Raw genomic sequence first — 19785 nt, forward strand, 5'->3', positions numbered from 1 at the left:
AACCTTGCTATAATAATGATTGGTATGGAAGCTGGAGATCTACTGATTTCCTATTGGTTTTCACAAACTCTGTTTATTGCATTCGAAATAAATACTACGCTTATATTTTATAATGATGAACTATGAATAAAAAATTTGAATTAATTGCTGATTTTATCCGAACTTCTTTCAAAAAAGATACCGAATTTATAGCATTACATGAACCCATTTTCGAAGGCAATGAAATAAAATATAGTAATGATGCAATTAAATCAACCTTTGTGTCAAGTGTCGGGAAATATGTAGATGAGTTTGAAGAAGAAATTGCAAAATATACAGGAGCTACCAAAGCAGTAGCCTGTGTAAATGGTACTAGTGCGCTACATCTAGCCTTATTAATAGGTGGTGTTGAGAAAGGTGACGAAGTAATAACTCAAGATTTGACTTTTATCGCTACGACCAATGCGATTAGATATTGTAATGCAGAGCCTATTTTTATTGATGTAGATAGACACAGTTATGGTCTCTCTCCAATAGCATTAAACAACTGGCTTGAAGAGAATGTTGATATTGTTATTGTAAATGGAGAAAAACAAGCTATAAATAAAAAAACGGGAGCAACTGTCAGGGCCTGTGTCCCAATGCATACGTTTGGACACCCTTGCGATATGGATAGCATCATGGATATTTGTAATAAATATGGAATTAATGTTATTGAAGATGCTGCTGAAAGTATGGGAAGCTTTTACAAAGGTAAGCATACAGGTACAATTGGCTTGATTGGAGTAGTTAGCTTTAATGGGAACAAAATTATTACTACTGGAGGTGGAGGTATGTTGCTTTTTAATGATTCAGAACTTGCTGCCAAAGCGAAGCATTTAAGTACACAAGCAAAGATGCCACATGCTTGGGAATATAAACACGACCACATTGGTTATAATTATAGAATGCCAAATATAAATGCAGCTTTAGGTGTTGCGCAACTAGAGGAGTTAAATAATTTTGTCGCTCGAAAAAGAAAATTATCAGAACGATATATGGACTTCTTCCAATCAATTGAAATTGAGTTCGTAACAGAGCCTGTAAATTCACAATCAAACTATTGGTTAAATGCTGTTTTACTGAAAGATAAAGAAGAACGAAATAGTTTTCTTGAGTTTATGAACGCAAAGAAAATAATGACACGTCCTTTATGGGAGCCAATGCATACTTTAACTATGAATAAAGACGCACAATGTGGCGATTTAACTAACTCTAAGTATATCGCTGAAAGATTGGTAAACATACCGAGTTCAGCAATTAGTTTGTAATATGGAAAAGAGGAAGATCATACTGGTAGGCGGAGGAGGTCATTGCAAATCTTGTATTGATGTAATTGAAAGAGAAGATAAATTTACAATTGCTGGTATTCTCGATAAAGAAAGTTTAACTGGAGAAAAGATACTTGGGTATCCTATACTAGGCTCTGATCAATTAATAGAGGAATTTGCAAACGAGAATTATTGTTTTCTAATTACTGTAGGTCAAATTAAATCATCAGCAATTCGAGAGAAAATATATAAAACCATTAAAAAAGTTGGGGGAGAATTACCTGTAGTTATTAGCCCTCATGCCATTGTGAGTAAATCGGCCACCCTTGAAGAAGGAACTATTGTAATGCATAGTGCAATCGTTAATGCAGCTGCAACAATTGGCAAATGCTGTATTCTGAACACAGGATCGTTAGTCGAACATGATTGTAAAATAGGTAATTTTTGCCACATCTCTACCACCTCAACTATCAATGGATCAGTAGTTATAGGAGATTCTTGTTTTGTAGGTAGTAAAGCGGTAATAAATAATAATTTGAATATTAAAGGCTCAGTGATTGTTCCTTCAGGGAGTAGAGTAGCTGTTAATATTGATGCAATCGGTGTTTTCAAAAATACATAAGTCAAAATAGCATTTATTAGTACGTAAAGAGTAGTAAAAGTTTGAATAATTAGTATGAAGAAAAAAGTAGTTTGGATCTGTAGTTTTGCAAATGAAGAAGTTAAAAATATCTTAGAAAGTGAAAAAGATATTGATGCTGCGCCTTGGATTTCTGAATTAATAGGTATTTTCAGAAATAGAGAAGATATCGACTTATCTATAATTTCACCAAACTATTTTAACAATGAATATAAAGAGTTTACATTAGGTAATATTAATATATACTTATATAAATATAAGCCTAGCTTTCTACCTCATAGAGCATATAATTTAACGCTCAATTACAAAATAGCTACTAAATCTGTATTAAAAATAATGGGTGAATTAAACCCAGACTTGATTCATTTACACGGCTCAGAAAATCCATTTTATGGGGCGAGTGCCCTTAAATTGATCAACAAGTTCCCTACACTTGTGTCTATTCAAGGCTTTGTTTCACTATCTAGTAAGCCAAAAAATATCATAAGTCAATATGTTCGATGGAACAGAATGAGATTTGAACGGAAAATTAATTCTAAGGCCTCTTACTTTGTTTTATCTTCTACCAATGACAAGAAAAATTTAAAAGGAACTAATACAAAAGCTAAAATCTATATTAATTATTATCCAACCATCGTACCCGAGGTAAGCTCTTCAGATTTTATAGATAAGAAATATGATATTGTTTATTATGCTAGAGTTACTAAGAATAAGGGCATTGAAGATTTAATTAATGCTATGCATATTTTAAAAGAAACAAATCCATCAATTAGTGCCATAATAATAGGAGGGGGAAGTGAAACTTATATAGGGTATATTAAGGAGTTGATTGTTTCGTTGGGGTTAACCAATAATATTAACTTTGCGGGATTTCAAAAAACACAACAAGATGTTTTTAGATTAGCAATTCAGGCAAAAATTTATGTATTGCCCACTCATTTTGATGGCGTCCCAGGTTCTATTAGAGAATCGATGTTTATGAGAATTCCCGTAGTAGCAAATGCAGTTGGAGGGATTCCTAGTTTAAATGATGAAAAGGAATGTATTACCTTAGTAGAAAATCAAAACATAAGCGACTTAGTAGAAAAAATTAAATTAGTCTTAAACGATAGAAAACGAACTGAAAAATTGGTTCAAAATGGGTTTGAATTAATTATGGACAAATATGATAATGAAAAAATATATCAAAATTTCATTAACATTTATAAAGATATTTTGCGAATAGAGCATAAACAATAAATTATGAGTAAACAAGTAGACTTAAACAATCCAATATTTATCGGAAATCAACTGTCAATCTTAGAGGCGCTTGAACAGATGGATAAAATTGATCGAAAATTATTGATTGTTTTAAAAGGGGATCAATTTCACAGTGTTTTAAGTATTGGCGATATCCAAAGAGCTATCATAAAAAAAATACCATTAGAGAGTCCAATATCTTCGATAATAAGAAGTCAGATTACCGTTTGTTCAGAGTCAGATACTTTTGAAGAAATTAAGAAAAAAATGCTTGAATTCAGGACAGAATGCATGCCTGTAATTAATGATGAAGGGCGTTTGACTAATTTATATTTTTGGAATGAAGTTTTTGATATTCATATTAAAAGGAAAACAGTTAAGTTAGATTTGCCTGTAATTATCATGGCAGGTGGTAAAGGGACACGTTTAAAGCCTTTAACAAATATTTTTCCGAAACCTTTACTGCCAATTAATGAAAAGACCATTATAGAGGATATTATGGATCGTTTTGTGGCTGTTGGCTGCAATGATTTTCACCTTTCTGTAAATTACAAGGCAGAAACAATCAAAAACTACTTTAATGTTCTAGCTAATCCCGATTATAATGTAAGCTATTTTGAAGAAGACAAGCCACTTGGAACAGCAGGGTCTATGTACCTCATAAAAGATAAAATCAACTCTACATTTTTTGTATCAAACTGCGATATCCTTATAGATCAAGATTTGGAAGAGATTTATAACTACCATAAAGAAAACAAAAATGAAATTACCATTGTTTCTGCTATTAAGCGTTATAAAATACCTTATGGTACTATTCAGACTAAAGAAAACGGTATTCTCGATAAATTAGATGAGAAACCTGAACTAGTCTTTCAAATAAATACAGGAATGTACATTTTAGAACCCAGTGTGTTAAAATATATTCCTGAAAATGAGTTTTTTCATATTACACACTTAATTGAATTAATAAAAGAACATTCAGGAAATGTGGGAGTGTTTCCGATTGCGGAAAATAGTTGGCAAGACATTGGGAATTGGGATGATTATGGTAAAATTTTAAAAAAGCATTAAAATTTGCATAGATAGATTTACTACTGAATGATTAGAATCATTGTCATATTTATAATTGTATTAGCAGGTATTTGGTTTTCTTTAGAGTCGTATAAAAATTCATACGAGCAACGTAGAAAATTTTATATCCGCTTTGTGATTTTTATTTTAGCACTTCAATCTGGCTTGCGGAACTGGGCAGTGGGAGCGGATACCTATCAGTATTACATCAGATGGGAAAATGTGAAGATAACTTCTTGGCAAAAAATATTAAATTCTTTTCTATATGGAGGTGAAAAAGACCCTTTTTACACGCTTTTTCAGAAGATATTGCAAATTTTATTTGATAATTATCAATTTTTTTTAATAGTTATTGCTGTCATATTTATGATGGCATTGGGTAATTTTGTACTTAAAAACACTACTCGCATAAGCCATGCAATATTAGCCTTTATAATATATATGGGCTATTTTTATGGCTTTTTCTCCATAACAGGCTTGCGGCAAACCTTGGCAACGGCATTTTTATTATGGAGTTATGAGTATGTGAAAAAAGAAAAACTGATTCCTTTTGCAGTACTTGTTATTATAGGTGCCTCATTCCATATTACTGCACTAGTTTTTCTACCCTTGTATTTTGCGTCGAAAATTAAACGTCCTGAATTTGTCTTTGTGTGTGCTGTTTTTGGATTTCCCTTTTTCATGATTTTTAAAAACCAATTGGCAATTCTCTTTCTTAAATACAGTACACTACAAGATCGATTTGAAGCCTATGCCAGTCAGTACCATCAAGGAGGATCGTTAATTCTAACCGCTTTTCAAGTGTTTCTAGCTATTTATGCATTGATGTTAATTAAAAAAGTATTGGCATTAGGAAACAAAACTTACTTAATGTATAATACCTTTGCTCTCGCATTGTTTTTTCTACCCTTGCAATGGGTAAATCCAAGTGCAGGACGTATTGCGCAATATTTCGCAATTATTATTATGGTGTGGATTCCATACCTACTTGATGCAACAGCGGGAGAATCGGAGAAAACAAGAAAATTTTTATATACATTGGCTATTATAGGGTTCTTTTTTATTACGCTATTTGCAATTCAAGGTCTTGATGAATATAAATTCTTTTGGGAAGAAATGGAGCTTCCAAAAGAGTACAGAGGAAGGATTTAAAAATAATTTAAGTTAAGAATATGTTACAGAACAAAACACTACTAATCACGGGAGGAACAGGATCCTTTGGAAATGCTGTATTACAACGTTTTTTACACACCGATCATTTTAGTGAAATCCGAATTTTTTCTCGCGATGAGAAGAAACAAGATGACATGCGAAATTCGCTCAAAAATGAGAAACTCAAGTTTTACATCGGTGATGTTCGAAATTACGATAGTATAGAGCGTGCCTGTAGAGGTGTAGATTATGTGTTTCACGCGGCAGCGCTGAAGCAGGTTCCTTCCTGTGAGTTTTTCCCATTGGAAGCCACACGAACCAATGTACTAGGAACTCAAAATGTAATTGATGCTGCAGCCTATAATAAAGTAAAAAAAGTGATTTGCTTAAGTACTGATAAGGCAGCGTATCCAATTAATGCAATGGGAATTTCTAAGGCATTAATGGAAAAGGTTGCAGTTGCAGCTTCTCGTAATAATCCTGATACAACGGTGTGTCTTACACGTTATGGAAATGTAATGGCGTCTCGAGGCTCAGTAATTCCTTTGTTTTTAAAACAAATTCAAGAGAATAATCCGATTACGATTACAGATCCAAAAATGACTCGTTTTTTAATGTCGCTAGATGAAGCTGTAGAATTAGTGTTATTTGCTTTTGAACATGGAAATGCAGGGGATCTTTTTGTAAATAAAGCACCCGCAGGAACGATAGGAGATTTGGCACAAGCATTAAAAGAAATGTGTAAATCGGATACTGAAATTAAAATTATTGGAACCCGTCATGGGGAGAAACTTTACGAAACTCTCTGTACACGAGAAGAAATGATTAAAGCGGAAGATATGGGGGAATTTTACCGCATTCCAGCCGATAATCGAGATTTGAATTATGCGCAGTATTTTTCAGAAGGAGAAAAAGAAGTTTCAGAAATAGAAGATTACAATTCACACAATACTTCTCAAGAAGATGTGGAGGGAATGAAAAAATTACTGTCTAAACTTCCATTAATACGCAAAGAAGTTTTTGGTGAGGATGTATTACAAATGCCAGGATAATTATTTCAATGAAAGCGCCAAAATTCATAGAAGGAGGAAACCATAAAGACGCACGAGGGACACTTTGTTATAATAACGAATTTGATGCTTCCGAAGTAAAAAGGTTCTATACCATAACCAATAATGACCTTTCATTTAAAAGAGGCTGGACAGGACACGCAATAGAAAGACGCTGGTTTATTGCTACTTCTGGTGTTTTTGAAATTACAGTAATTAAGATTGATACTTGGGAACAACCCAATCGTACTTTAAAACGACAAACATTTAAGATGTCTTCAGATAAATTAGATGTGTTAGAGGTCCCATCTGGTTTTGTAACCAGTATTCAAGCGCTGGAAACTGATTCTAAATTATTGGTGATGTCCGATTATATGTTAGGAGAGGTTACTGATGAACATCGTTTTGAAAGCACGTATTTTTCAGAAGAATAAATTAAAAAAAGAAATTTAAAATTTCTTAAATAACAAAGAGTATGTTAAAAATTGGAATAACAGGAAAAGAAGGTTTTGTAGGGACACATTTGTACAATACATTAGGTACCACACCAGAACTGTATGAAAGAATAGACTTTAAACGTGCCTTTTTCGATGATGAGAAGGCGTTAGATGCATTTGTCTCAAGTTGTGATGTTATAGTACATCTAGCTGCTTTAAACAGACACAACGACCCGGAAGTGATATACGAAACCAATGTCGCTTTAGTTTCTAAGCTTATTGCAGCTTTGGAACGTACCAAAAGCACACCACATGTATTATTTTCATCTTCTTCACAGGAAGAACGTGATAACCGCTACGGAAAATCTAAAAAGGAAGGAAGAGAATTATTTGAAGCTTGGGCACAAAAACAAAATGCGGTGTTTACAGGAATGGTAATCCCGAATGTTTTTGGACCTTTCGGGCACCCATACTACAATTCGGTAGTTGCAACTTTTTCACATCAAGTAGCCAATAATGAAACCCCAAAAATTGACGTTGATGGCGATCTTAAATTAATTTATGTAGGAGAGTTAGTTTCAGAAATAATTCAGAAAATTGAAGCTAAAGCGCATGAGCCACTTTGTATTATAAAACATACTTCTGAAGCTAAAGTTTCAGAGTTATTGGCGCTTCTGAAGCATTACAAACTCGTATATCAAGAAAACGGAGAGATTCCTGTGATTGAAAATACGTTCCAATTGAATCTGTTCAATACGTATAGATGTTATATGGATATCAAAAATCACTTTCCTGTAAAATTCACACAACATACTGATCCGAGAGGGAGTTTTGTAGAGATTATTAGATTAGGGGTTGGAGGGCAAGTTTCATTTTCAACCACAGTTCCTGGCATTACCCGTGGGAATCATTACCACAGCCGGAAAATTGAACGCTTTGCAGTTATAAAAGGAAAAGCGTTAATTCAGCTGCGAAAAATAGGAACTGATGAAGTGTTAGATTTTTATTTAGACGGAGACGAACCTGCGTATGTTGACATGCCAATTTGGTACACGCACAATATTAAAAACATAGGAGACGACATTTTATATACCAACTTTTGGATCAATGAACCGTACAATCCTGAAGATGCAGATACCTTTTTTGAAGAAGTTTAATCAGTGACTAGTGATTAGTGAACAGTGACTAGTAAACAGTAATTAGTAAGCAGTAACTAGTGATTAGTGAGCATTAACAAGTCACAAGTCACTAGAATTAAAATAGAAAGAAATGAAGACTCATAAGGACTTAGAAGTTTGGAAAAAGGCCATTGATCTCGTGACTGATATTTATAATTTATCAGCAAGTTTTCCAACTGAAGAGAAGTACGGATTAACAAATTAAATGCGCAGAGCAGCGGTGTCTATACCTTCAAATATTGCGGAAGGAGCCGCAAGACGAGGGGATAAGGAGTTTATTCACTATTTATATACTTCTCTTGGAAGCTGCATGGAGTTAGAAACACAATTGATTATCTCAAAAAACCTTACTTTTGCAACGCAAGAGGATTTAGATAAAAGCCTAAGTACTTAAAATGATGTAGGTAAAATGCTGAACGGCTTGATAAAATCGGTAAAGAATAAACCGTTGTAGTAATATATGATAGTGAATTGTGAGCAGTAACTAGTCACAAGTCACAAGTCACAGATCACAGATCACAGATAACAAATAATAAGTCACAGATCACAAGTAACAAATCACCAGTAATCAAGTAAAAAAAAATAAAAATGTACCCAAACACACCTGTCACCAATAACCAATCCCCAACTAAGAAGCTAAAAGTAATGACCGTTGTGGGTACTCGCCCAGAAATTATACGACTTTCAAGAACGTTAGATGCGTTAGATGCTTCGGAAGCGATTGAACATATATTGGTGCATACAGGTCAGAATTATGACTACGAGTTAAACCAGATATTTTTTGACGATTTAGAAATCCGAAAGCCCGATTATTTTCTAGAAGCCGCAGGGACAACAGCAACCGAAACTATTGGGAATATATTAATTAAAGTAGATCCTTTGTTAGCGCAACTGAAGCCTGATGCTTTTTTAGTGTTAGGTGATACCAATAGTTGTTTGTGTGCTATTCCTGCGAAGAAAAGACACATTCCTATTTTTCATATGGAAGCAGGAAATAGATGTTTTGATCAACGCGTACCTGAAGAAACGAACCGTAAGATTGTAGATCATACCAGTGATGTAAATTGTACCTATAGTGATATTGCGCGTGAGTATTTATTGCGTGAAGGCTTACCTGCAGATCGTATTATTAAAACAGGATCACCCATGTTTGAGGTGCTAAATCATTACTTGCCAAAAATTAAAACTTCAGATGTGTTAGAACGTCTGGATCTTACCGCTCATAAATATTTTGTAGTATCAGCACATAGAGAAGAAAATATTGGCAGCGATAGAAACTTTCAGAATTTAATGGAAAGTTTAAATTTAATAGCCGATACCTACAAGTTACCGATAATCGTTAGTACACATCCACGTACTCGAAATATGATTGAAAAGAAAAAAATTGAAATGCGTCCAGAAGTTCAGTTTTTAAAACCCTTAGGTTTTAATGACTACAACGCATTACAATTGAATAGTTATGCGGTACTTTCAGACAGTGGAACCATTTCTGAAGAATCTTCTATTTTAAATTTCCCGGCCTTAAATATTCGCGAAGCTCACGAACGTCCAGAAGCCATGGAAGAAGCTTCCGTAATGATGGTAGGATTAGCTCCCGAGCGTATTATGCAAGGCTTGGTTCAATTGCAAACACAGGCTAGAGGAGAAGAGAGAAGTTTTAGAAGGGTAGCAGACTATTCAATGCCAAATGTAGGTGAGAAGATGGTACGTATTATTTTAAGTTATACGAGTTACATTAAAAGGGTTGTTTGGAGTGAGTAGCGGAACCATATTATATATTGGCGGATTTGAATTACCGGATAAGAATGCAGCAGCACATCGGGTTATTTCAAACGGAAAAATACTTCGAGAATTAGGCTATAAGGTTGTTTTTTGTGGAATGAATAAAGATTCTGAAAACAATGGAGTGTCTACGCCTCAGGAGTATTATGGATTTGAATGTTATTCACTTAACTACCCAAATAGCACTATAGATTGGTTTAAGTACATTATTGAGTATAATTATTATGTACATTTAATTAAAAGCCAAGAAAACGTAAAGGCGATTATTTGCTATAATTTGCCATCAGGTTCATTATATCGATTAAAAAACTATTGTAATAGCAATCAAATTAAGATTATTTCAGATTGTACCGAATGGTATGAAGCACCTAAAGAAGGTGGTTTTTTAAATAGAAAAGTAAAAAAAGGAGACATCTTTTGGCGAATGCGAAATTTGCATTTTAAAATGGATGGAATTATTTCTATTAGTGAATATCTTGATAGGTATTATTCGGTAAATAATCAAAATTCTATTAAAGTTCCTCCTTTAGTAGATGTTACTGATACTAAATGGCAAAATGACTTAGTGGTAACGAATCGTCCAGTCCAGTTTATTTATTCTGGATCTCCTTTCTCTTTAACAAGTAAATCTAGTGCTAAAGATCGACTTGATCTTATTATAAAAGCAATGTCTAACCTTAAAAAAGAAGGGCGTTCCTTTTTTTTGCATATTGTTGGAATAGAACTAGAAAATTTTATTGAGATATATCCTAATTTTAAAGATGAGATAGAGTCCTTGAAAGATTCAATTTCTTTTTATGGTCGCGTATCTCATTCTGAGTCTGTTAGGTTGTTGAAGAGCAGTGATTTCTCAATTTTTATTCGAGATGAAAATATTGTTACAAAAGCAGGATTTCCAACCAAGTTTGTAGAGTCTATTACCTGTGGAATCCCTGTATTAACCAATAAAAACAGCAATATTGTTGACTATTTAACAGAAGGAGAAAATGGTTTTTTAATTTCAACAGAAAGTGATAAAAGCATTCAAGATTCCATAGACAAAGCTATTTCATTAAGTCCTGAAGAAATTTATAAAATGAAAGTAAATTGTAAAAAATCTCAGGTATTTGATTATCATAATTTTTTAGACGATTTTAAATCGTTGCTAAAATAAGCGTGCACTATGAAAAATATTTTTTTTGGAATGCTTTTAATAAGCTTGCTGTCTCTCCCTTTTTTAGGTTGTGGAAATGGAAAGTCACATGAAGGTGTTAATAAAAAGGTGAGTAAAGAATTTTCGAATCAGCTTAAAATTAACCAAAAATCAACTTTTACAGATCAAGCGGAAGGTATCGATTTGGTAAAAATTGTCGATTATTTACCGAATGGCTACTCCAAGCTGGGAGATACAGATTATACAGATGTTATTCAAGATGTACTTGACAAACATAGTACTGTAGAATTTCCAAATTTTCCAATCTTAGTAAATGATAAAGGACTAAGAATTAGAAGTAATTCCAAATTATATTTTCAAAAAGAATCATTGCTGAAACTGAAATCTTCAGCTAAGGTGCTGTATGCGATACTGAATATTGCTAAAGTGGAAAATGTATCGATTTACTCTCCAACAATAGAAGGAGATCGATATAGACGCGTAAACCCTGAAGACAAAAAAGGAGAATGGGGAATGGGTATATGGATACAGGAATCAAAAAATATATCTGTTTTTAATGCAAAAGTGACCCATTGTTGGGGTGACGGTATTTACATTGGAGGAGGGCGTGACATAGTTCCAAATGATTCAATTTATATTCATCGGCCTATTATAGATGAAAATAGAAGAAATGGAATTTCTATTACGAGTGGTAAAAATATCAGAATCATAGAACCAGTTGTTTCAAATTCTCGCGGTAAAAGTCCAGAATCGGGTATTGATATTGAGCCTAATAGTAACACATCTACACTTAATAATATTTATATTGAGCGCCCGAAAACATTCAATAATCAAAATCATGGGATTGTAGTTGCCCTAACTAGTTTGGTGGGAGAATTAGACAATCATGTGAATATAGAAATTGTAAATCATATTGATGAGTATTCAACTTATGGTTTTACGATGGCCGATTTTCGACCTAAAAAAGATAAAGAAGTGAAGAAACTCACCGGAAACGTTATTATTAAAAACGCTATTTGGAAGTTTAATAAACAGGCATATGCATTAGGTAATACCAGTGATTTATATCCACCCGTCAATTTCTTTAATTGTAAAGTGTATTCCGATGTAAATAATGTAAATGTTGTGGATGAAGGAATGCAATACAAAATGAAATTTCTGAAAAAAAAGGGATATTTTTTTCAATAAATAATTCTAAACAAGCTAAAGAGTTGAACAGAAATAAACCTAAACTAATTCGGATTACAACAGTACCCATCTCTTTAGAAAAATTGCTAGAAGGACAGCTTACGTTTATGCAGCAGTTTTATGAAGTGACGGCTATTTCCGCAGAAAAAGAGAAACTTCAAGAATTTGGGAAGGCAAACAATGTGGCTACCTACTTCATTGAATTAACACGAAAAATTACACCACTGCAAGATTTGAAAGCAGTGTACAAATTGTATAAATTTTTAAAAAAAGAAAAACCATTGATCGTTCACACGCATACTCCAAAAGCGGGTATTGTAGGAATGTTAGCGGCGTATCTAGCAAAAGTTCCGTTGCGATTGCATACAGTTGCAGGTTTGCCGTTAATGGAGGCGACAGGTTTTAAAAGAAAAATTTTAAACTTCGTAGAAAAAAGTACGTATCGCTTTTCAACAAACGTTTACCCAAATTCTAAAGGGTTGTACGATTTTATTACTTCGGAAGGTTTTACAGCCCCTAAAAAGCTTCAAATTATTGGAGCTGGAAGCTCTAATGGAATAGATACGTCTTATTTTGACCCTGCTCTTTTTACTACTGAAGCTAAACAGCAGAAAAGAAACGAAATAGGAATACCGCAGAATAATTTTGTTTTTGTTTTTGTTGGACGTTTGGTGAAAGACAAAGGAATTAATGAATTAGTAACTGCTTTTTCAAAATTAAGTTCTGAGAACACGAATGTATCTTTATTGTTAGTAGGCCCTTTAGAAGCAGATTTAGATCCATTGGCTCCTGAAACACTTATCGAAATTAACAACTTAAAGAACATTTATAGTATCGGATACCAAAACGATGTTCGTCCATTTTTTGCACTGAGCGATGCCTTGGTTTTTCCTAGTTATCGAGAAGGGTTTCCAAATGTAGTACTACAAGCCGGAGCTATGGGATTACCTGCCATTGTTTCAGATATAAATGGTTGCAACGAAATTGTTTCAGAAAATAATAATGGGTGTATTATTCCTGTAAAAAACGCAGAAGCTATATTCACAGCAATGAAAAACCTAGTGAATACTAAACCTTTGTACGAAACATTAAAAGAAAATGCTAGACCAGTGATCACATCAAAGTACGAACGAAAAGAAATCTGGGAGCATTTGTTGAGAGAATATCGTCGATTAGAAGCAAAGCTTTAATATATTTGTAGCGTGTATAAAAACGGACTTAAATTAGTTTTAGACAGTATTGTGGCTTTAATTGCTTTAGTGCTAATAGCCCCTATATTTTTATTGGTAACCTTATTTTTAACCTTTGCGAATGATGGAAAGCCTTTTTTCTTTCAGAAGCGACCTGGTAAAAATGAACGTATTTTTACAATTATTAAGTTCAAAACCATGAATGAGAAAAAGGACCTAGCGGGTAATTTGTTGCCAGACGAAAAACGGTTAACGGCCATCGGAAAATTTGTAAGAGCTACTTCTTTAGATGAAATTCCGCAGCTAATAAATGTATTAAAAGGCGATATGAGTTTTGTGGGGCCAAGACCATTACTTCCAGAATATTTGCCTTTATATAACGAAATGCAAAAGAAAAGACATTTGGTAAAACCAGGAATAACAGGTTGGGCACAGGTAAGTGGTCGAAACGCAATAAGTTGGGAGAAAAAATTTGAGTTAGATGTTTGGTATGTACAGCATCAATCTTTTTTATTGGATTTAAAAATACTTTTGAAAACAGTGAAAAAAGTTCTTTTTAAAGAAGACATCAATACAGAAGGACAAGCAACCACAACACCATTTAAAGGAAATTAATATGAAAGAAATTTCGTTGTATGGAGCGGGTGGACATTGTTTTGCTGTAGTAGCTTTAATAAAATGTTTGGCAGAATATACACCCAATGTCGTTTTTGATGATGCTCCTCAATATCAAGATATTTTAGATGTACCTGTTAGTTACTTTAAGGATTATAAAAAAGAAGTAAAAACACTTTGTATTTCTGTTGGAAATAATGCAGTAAGAAAGATGATTTCTTCAAAAATAAAAGCAGAATATCCATCCTTTATACATCCATCTGCAGTAATTTATCCTTCATCAACCATTGGTAAAGGAACTGTTATTTTTCCGAATGCTGTAATTGACGCATCTGTTATAATTAGTGATTTTTGCATCATAAATAACAATGCGACGGTATCGCATAATTGTCGTATCGATAACTTTGTACACATTGCTATTCAAGCTGCAGTTGCAGGTGGAGTGACAATAGGAGAGGGAACAATAGTTGGAGCTGGAGCAGTGATATTACCAGAAGTAAGTATTGGGAAGTGGGTTACAATAGGAGCTGGAAGTGTAATTACAAAAGACATACCCGATGGAGCCATTGTTTATGGAAATCCAGGTAAAATAATAAGATATAATATAGTATAATAGATGAATCCAAAAATATATTTATCCTCTCCACACATGGGAGGTACTGAACAAAATTTTGTAAATGATGCTTTTGATACCAATTGGATAGCACCGTTAGGGCCTAATGTAAATGGTTTTGAGTCTGATTTAGAAAACTATCTTAAAGAGGATGTTCATGTGGCAACTTTAAGCTCAGGAACAGCTGCGATTCACCTTGCCTTGATTATGTTGGGTGTTACTCGTGGTGATGAAGTTATTTGTCAGAGTATGACGTTTTCTGCTTCTGCAAATCCGATAGTATATCAAGGAGCGACACCTATATTTATCGATAGTGAAGTAGATACCTGGAATATGTGTCCTATTCATTTGGAAGAAGCGATAAAGGATAGGATTTCGAAGGGGAAGAAACCAAAAGCCATTATTCCGGTTCACTTATATGGAATGCCATACAAGGTAGATGAAATAAATGCAGTTGCTCAAAAATATGGAATTCCTATTGTTGAAGATAGTGCCGAAGCCTTAGGAAGTACGTATAAAGGTCAAAAATGTGGAACCTTTGGCGATATATCAATATTATCGTTCAATGGTAATAAGATCATTACAACCTCAAGTGGAGGAGCTTTAGTAACCAAAGATGTAAGCTTAAAAAATAAGGCAATGTTTCTAGCAACCCAAGCAAGAGATGAGGCTTTGCATTACCAGCATTCTCAGATAGGTTATAATTACAGATTAAGTAATGTTTGTGCGGGAATAGGAAGAGGGCAGATGGAAGTTTTGGATAAACACATTGGTTTGCGCAGAGAAATGAATGTATTTTATAAAGATATTTTTAAAACTATGGAAGGGGTAACTGTTTTTACAGAACCTTCAGAAAGCATTTTTTCTAACCATTGGTTGTCTAGTATTACAATAGATACAACCAAAACAAAACTGTCGGCAGAGAAAATACGTATATCTTTAGATAAAGACAATATAGAATCTAGACCTTTGTGGAAACCAATGCATTTACAACCTGTTTTTAAAGATGCTCCTTATTATGGAGCTAAAACAGCACAAACACTTTTCGAAAATGGATTGTGTTTGCCTTCGGGTTCAAATTTAGGAGAAAAGGAAAAACAAAGGATTCGTGCTGTTTTAGAAAATATCAACTAGATTTTTGTAATTTCGCATTTAAATGTTCATGGATAAATTAAAACAAAAGTTTTTTAATAATCTCTATACAGGAGATAATAAGTTAAAAATACTAGACCAGCGTTACTTACCGCGCTGGGCTGTTATTTTATTAGATGTTCTTTTTTGTATTTTTTCTATGGGGGTTGCATACTTTGTTCTCTTAGAAACTCCTATGGTTTTTCCTGAAATAGTATCAATACTAGTTCAAGGAACCGTTATAATTGCTTTAAATATAATTTTCTTTTTTGTCTTCAAAACGTATTCGGGTATTATTCGCCACTCTACGTTTATGGATATTTTTAAACTAGCGTTTTCTTCTTTCTTTACAGCAATAACGGTAATTTCCATTAGCTACATTTACTTTTTTACAAGTGGCAGCAAATTGTTTTTAAGCACTTTTGTGTTGCTCTACATGTTACTTTCTTTTACTACAATGTTACTTTTTAGAATTTCAGTAAAAGAAGTATATCAATTTATGAAGAATAGCTCTGTTGGTAGCTTCAAAAAAAGGGTTGCCATTGTTGGAGTAGATGATCACACCATTTCTTTAGGGAAAGCATTAACTACAGAGTCTAATCTGCCTTTTCAATTGGTAGGGTTTTTAAGTGAAAGCTTTGGATCTAAGCGATATAAAATTTTAGGCAAACCCGTCATTCCCCTAAAAGATAACTTTGCAGAGGTAATTTCTGTTCACCAAATTGATGGAATATTAATTATAAGTGAATCACTTACAAGTAAGGAGAAAAACCAAATCGTAGATGAATGTTTGGCTAACAATGTTGAAATGTTTAATGTTCCACTATTAGAAACTTGGAATAAGAAAGAAGACATTCAGAGTCAGATAAAACCAATTCAGATTGAAGATTTATTAGATAGAGATCCTATTTTAATTGAAAGTGACTCTATAAAGAATGATTTACACGGTAAAACAATTTTAGTAACGGGTGGTGCAGGATCTATTGGAAGTGAAATAGTACGGCAAATTGCCGAATTTGATCCTAAATTGATTGTTGTGTTAGATCAAGCAGAATCAGCTTTGCATGAACTTGAAATTTACTTAATACAAAACTATCCAAAGCTCAATTTCATTACAGAATTAGCTAACATTAGCAACATGTATCGTTTGGAAATGCTTTTCGATAAGTATGATTTCGAAATGGTCTATCATGCCGCTGCTTATAAACACGTTCCTTTGATTGAAAGAAACCCTTTAGAGGCAATTTATGTAAATATTCTAGGAACGGTAAATCTTTCAGTGCTCTCTGTAAAACATAATATCGACAAGTTTGTAATGGTTTCTACAGATAAAGCTGTAAACCCAACCAATGTAATGGGAGCTTCAAAACGAGCTGCAGAAATGTATGTGCAGTCGCTTCAGAATAGCAATAAAGATTTAAAGACAAGATTTATTACCACACGTTTTGGAAATGTATTAGGATCTAATGGATCTGTAATTCCACATTTCAGAAAACAAATCACTCAAGGGGGACCAGTTACCGTTACACATAAGGATATTATTAGATATTTCATGACCATTCCAGAAGCGTGTCAGCTAGTGTTACAAGCAGGTACCATGGGAGTTGGAGGAGAAATTTTCGTGTTTGATATGGGGAAACCCATTAGAATTCTCGATATGGCAGAACGGATGATTCGTCTTTCTGGATTTGAGCCTTATGAGGATATTGATATTAAAATCACAGGACTTCGTCCTGGAGAGAAATTGTATGAAGAGTTGTTGAATGATACTTCAACGGTATTGCCTACACATCATCCAAAAATTATGATTTCTAAAGTTCCTTGCGGTGCTTTTGAAGAAATCAATAAAAAAATGAAAACCTTAATTAAGACAGCTACACGTCATAAGGACAGTCAAGTTGTAAAACTCTTAAAAGACTTAGTTCCAGAATTTATTAGTGAAAATTCAGAATTTGAGGTTCTTGATACTACTTCATTTATAAAAAAAGAATAGTATATTTATCATACTACTAACCCTCTTTTGTCTATTGTAAAAGACTTTATTCTTATTTATGGAAAAGCAGATTTTTATTTTTTTTAGTTGTTTTCTGCTTTCATTACCCTTACACTCCCAAGAGGCAACAACAGTAAATTTAGAGAGTGAAAATCATAAACCGTTTGAAAATAAAGGACTCGTTCTTGATTTTTTTGAGATATCAGGATTAGCATTAGTAGCTAATGATGATTCTCTTCCATTTTGGATGTATCGTAATACGAACGATAGAATGCGTTCCCAAACCAATGCTATGGGACTTTTACGCGGAAGCGCCTCTTATTACTTTTCAGAAACTAGTTATATAGAAGTTGGGGCTGGTGTGGTCGCTGCAGATGGTTTTGATGATACAACCATACATCGTGATGAATTGTATCTATCTTATCAGAATTCTTGGTTAAAAGCTACGCTAGGAAGTAAGACTCCTTTTCAAAAATACCAAGGATTGTCTATTGTTGGCGATAATTTTTTACTTTCGGGAAATGCAAGAGCATTGCCAGGACTTATTATAGAAGCAAATAACCCTATTCAATTACTAAAAGGGTTAGAATTAGATTGGGCAATAGCACATTATAGTTTAAATGATGACCGCTATGTAGACGATGCTATGGTTCATTATAAACGGTTGGGATTAACCTATGGAATTAATGAAAAAAATCGTTTTTCAGCAGGGATAGAACATTATGCGCAATGGGGAGGAACCTCGCCAGAATTTGGAAAATTGCCAAATTCTTTTAATGATTTTTTGAAAGTCTTTATAGCTTCGAACGCTAACGAAGATGCACCTTTAGGAGATCAATTAAATGGACTAGGAAATCATTTAGGAATATACAATTTTGAATATATTCATAACTCAGAATCAGGATATTTAAAGATGTATCATCAACACCCTTTTGAAGATGGGTCAGGTTCTGCATTTAAAAATTTCCCGGATGGTATTTGGGGGTTGTATATTGGACCGAACACCAAAGATTATGACAGTTTTGTAACAGGTTTTTTAATTGAATTTGTACAAACTACCAATCAAAGTGGGGCTGCAAATGAAGGCAGTTCTCGGGATAATTATTTTAACAATTCTATTTATGCATCTGGATGGACCTACCACCAAACAACTATCGGAATTCCATTACTAGTTCCTTATGAATCTAGGAATTCTATTAGAAACAACAAATCTAGAGGGATTAATCTTGGAATTGCCATGGGGCATAAAAGATGGTCGTTCAAATCAAAAGTTAGTTTTGTAGAAAATTTTGGTTCATTTGCAGACCCAATAGATCCTAAAGAAAGAGCTGTTTATAGTTATATAAACACAAAGTATTCTCTCGATACATATGGGAGTATTTCTCTTTTATTGGGATATGATTATAGCAATCAGAATGAAGATAATTTTGGTGGAGGGCTTCAGTACAGTTATAAATTTTAAGAAATTCTGATTTTCTTGGGAAATTATTTCAATCGTAAGGACGTATTGTCGAAACTTTGACTCCTTTCGTCGAAAAATATATTTGAAATTTAAAATACTTCTATTAGATTTAATATAAGTTTAACTTTGTATTTGAAATTTAATTAAATATGAAGCAATCGGTGAATTGTGTTTTATTAGTAGATGATGATAAAGCTACTAATTTTTTTAATAAAATGGTAGTAAATAGACATGGAGGCTTCTCTCATGTAGTCTCTACTCAAAGTGGCTTAGAAGCATTAGAATATCTTAAAGAGGTTAACAATGCGAAAAAAGTAAAACCCGACTTAATATTTCTAGATATTAACATGCCAGCAATGAATGGTTGGGAATTTCTCATTGAATTTGAAAAATTTGATAATGCCTTTACTGATACCATTAAAGTAATTTTATTATCCACATCTTCAGACCCAGCAGATGTAAAAAAATCTATAGATAAGCATCCTGTAGATGATTATATAAACAAACCGCTTTCATTTCCACTTCTCAATGAAGTGTTGGCAAATCATTTTGCTAACAAAGTAGAAATCGGTTGTTGAAAAATGCCCTTTTAAATTTATTTGG

18 protein-coding genes and 1 pseudogene are annotated in these 19785 nt (G+C 33.5%); all 19 read left to right on the top strand.

The genetic code is table 11. The features are described 5' to 3' along the window. Positions 1 to 122: 122 nt before the first annotated feature. Complete coding sequence (locus BLQ00_RS13475) at positions 123 to 1289, top strand: LegC family aminotransferase (protein ID WP_093144845.1); 1167 nt, start codon at positions 123 to 125, stop codon at positions 1287 to 1289. Position 1290: 1 nt separating this feature from the next. Continuing rightward, positions 1291 to 1911, top strand: coding sequence for a NeuD/PglB/VioB family sugar acetyltransferase (locus BLQ00_RS13480; protein ID WP_093144846.1), 621 nt, complete (start codon positions 1291 to 1293; stop codon positions 1909 to 1911). A gap of 54 nt (positions 1912 to 1965) precedes the next feature. Further along, positions 1966 to 3168, top strand: coding sequence for a glycosyltransferase family 4 protein (locus BLQ00_RS13485; RefSeq protein ID WP_093144847.1), 1203 nt, complete (start codon positions 1966 to 1968; stop codon positions 3166 to 3168). 3 nt (positions 3169 to 3171) lie between these two features. Next, complete coding sequence (locus tag BLQ00_RS13490) at positions 3172 to 4239, top strand: nucleotidyltransferase family protein (protein WP_093144848.1); 1068 nt, start codon at positions 3172 to 3174, stop codon at positions 4237 to 4239. 27 nt (positions 4240 to 4266) lie between these two features. After that, positions 4267 to 5391, top strand: coding sequence for an EpsG family protein (locus BLQ00_RS13495; RefSeq protein ID WP_093144849.1), 1125 nt, complete (start codon positions 4267 to 4269; stop codon positions 5389 to 5391). Between the two features lie 20 nt (positions 5392 to 5411). Next, the gene (locus BLQ00_RS13500; protein WP_093144850.1) at positions 5412 to 6443 is read left to right on the top strand and encodes a polysaccharide biosynthesis protein; all 1032 of its coding nucleotides are present in this window, start codon (positions 5412 to 5414) and stop codon (positions 6441 to 6443) included. Between the two features lie 8 nt (positions 6444 to 6451). Continuing rightward, a complete protein-coding gene (locus BLQ00_RS13505) occupies positions 6452 to 6874 on the top strand; it encodes a cupin domain-containing protein (protein WP_093144851.1) in 423 nt (140 codons plus the stop codon). 41 nt (positions 6875 to 6915) lie between these two features. Beyond that, complete coding sequence (locus tag BLQ00_RS13510) at positions 6916 to 8034, top strand: polysaccharide biosynthesis C-terminal domain-containing protein (RefSeq protein WP_093144852.1); 1119 nt, start codon at positions 6916 to 6918, stop codon at positions 8032 to 8034. A gap of 112 nt (positions 8035 to 8146) precedes the next feature. Continuing rightward, positions 8147 to 8449: pseudogene (locus tag BLQ00_RS13515) on the top strand (four helix bundle protein). Positions 8450 to 8643: 194 nt separating this feature from the next. After that, on the top strand, positions 8644 to 9816 hold the full coding sequence (wecB, locus tag BLQ00_RS13520) for a non-hydrolyzing UDP-N-acetylglucosamine 2-epimerase (RefSeq protein ID WP_093144853.1): 1173 nt from the start codon (positions 8644 to 8646) through the stop codon (positions 9814 to 9816). Further along, positions 9809 to 10990: a glycosyltransferase gene (locus tag BLQ00_RS13525; RefSeq protein ID WP_139149417.1), complete on the top strand. Its 1182-nt coding sequence runs from the start codon at positions 9809 to 9811 to the stop codon at positions 10988 to 10990. The genes wecB and BLQ00_RS13525 overlap by 8 nt, the downstream gene beginning before the upstream one ends. Before the next feature lie 9 nt (positions 10991 to 10999). Next, positions 11000 to 12178, top strand: a complete 1179-nt coding sequence (locus BLQ00_RS13530; protein ID WP_093144855.1) for a right-handed parallel beta-helix repeat-containing protein — start codon at positions 11000 to 11002, stop codon at positions 12176 to 12178. A 23-nt stretch (positions 12179 to 12201) separates the two neighbouring features. Beyond that, the gene (locus BLQ00_RS13535) at positions 12202 to 13368 is read left to right on the top strand and encodes a glycosyltransferase family 4 protein (RefSeq protein ID WP_229792632.1); all 1167 of its coding nucleotides are present in this window, start codon (positions 12202 to 12204) and stop codon (positions 13366 to 13368) included. A 12-nt stretch (positions 13369 to 13380) separates the two neighbouring features. Beyond that, a complete protein-coding gene (locus BLQ00_RS13540; protein WP_093144856.1) occupies positions 13381 to 13983 on the top strand; it encodes a sugar transferase in 603 nt (200 codons plus the stop codon). Position 13984: 1 nt separating this feature from the next. Continuing rightward, a complete protein-coding gene (locus BLQ00_RS13545) occupies positions 13985 to 14596 on the top strand; it encodes an acetyltransferase (RefSeq protein ID WP_093144857.1) in 612 nt (203 codons plus the stop codon). A gap of 3 nt (positions 14597 to 14599) precedes the next feature. Next, positions 14600 to 15730, top strand: a complete 1131-nt coding sequence (locus BLQ00_RS13550) for a DegT/DnrJ/EryC1/StrS family aminotransferase (protein WP_093144858.1) — start codon at positions 14600 to 14602, stop codon at positions 15728 to 15730. 28 nt (positions 15731 to 15758) lie between these two features. After that, positions 15759 to 17720, top strand: a complete 1962-nt coding sequence (locus tag BLQ00_RS13555) for a polysaccharide biosynthesis protein (RefSeq protein WP_093144859.1) — start codon at positions 15759 to 15761, stop codon at positions 17718 to 17720. A 58-nt stretch (positions 17721 to 17778) separates the two neighbouring features. Then, a complete protein-coding gene (locus BLQ00_RS13560; RefSeq protein ID WP_093144860.1) occupies positions 17779 to 19182 on the top strand; it encodes a capsule assembly Wzi family protein in 1404 nt (467 codons plus the stop codon). A 149-nt stretch (positions 19183 to 19331) separates the two neighbouring features. Continuing rightward, the gene (locus tag BLQ00_RS13565) at positions 19332 to 19760 is read left to right on the top strand and encodes a response regulator (protein WP_093144861.1); all 429 of its coding nucleotides are present in this window, start codon (positions 19332 to 19334) and stop codon (positions 19758 to 19760) included. The last annotated feature ends 25 nt before the right edge of the window (positions 19761 to 19785 follow it).

This window comes from Ulvibacter litoralis (assembly GCF_900102055.1).
Classification (GTDB): domain Bacteria; phylum Bacteroidota; class Bacteroidia; order Flavobacteriales; family Flavobacteriaceae; genus Ulvibacter; species Ulvibacter litoralis.